The sequence below is a fragment of the Oleiphilus sp. HI0128 genome (assembly GCF_001635365.1).
In genome coordinates this window covers 1-530 of the sequence record NZ_LWGG01000637.1, presented here as the reverse complement: position 1 = coordinate 530, position 530 = coordinate 1, and the positions used below count along the sequence as shown (strand labels likewise).

The 530-nt window shown below is 46.0% G+C and carries 1 protein-coding gene; it reads right to left on the bottom strand.

Annotated features, from left to right (window positions below; all coding sequences use genetic code 11):
• Positions 1–530, bottom strand: a 530-nt coding sequence (locus A3763_RS07940; RefSeq protein ID WP_197482845.1) for an ATPase, T2SS/T4P/T4SS family, incomplete at both ends; no start/stop codon positions are given.

The window sequence follows — 530 nt, the reverse complement described above, 5'->3', positions numbered from 1 at the left end:
TAAAAACCAATGTCTCCATCATCCTGAATACTAAGACGATCAGTTGTTGCTGATAGTTGGTTAGGCGATGAGGCGTCTGCCCCCAGCTTTATCATCAAACGTAAATCGTTCGCTGAATCTGCATAGGCGAGCGCATCTTCATAAGTAACATCTCCAGCTGAATACAGGTCGTACAGGGCCTGATCAAAGGTCTGCATACCAATATCTCGCGATTTGGTCATTATTTCCTTCAACTTATGAATTTCTTTTTTGCGGATGAGGTCTGCACATAAAGGCGTGTTGAGTAGCACTTCGATACAGGCTCGGCGGCCTTTACCATCGGGCGTTGGAATCAATTGCTGGGCAACAATTGCCTTTAGGTTTAGGGATAAATCCATCCATATCTGGTTTTGCTGTTCAGGCGGGAAAAAGTTAATGATCCGGTCGAGTGCTTGGTTAGCGTTATTAGCGTGTAGTGTTGCCAAGCATAGGTGTCCAGTCTCGGCAAAGGTGACCGCGTAATCCATCGTCTCCTTACTACGAATCTCACC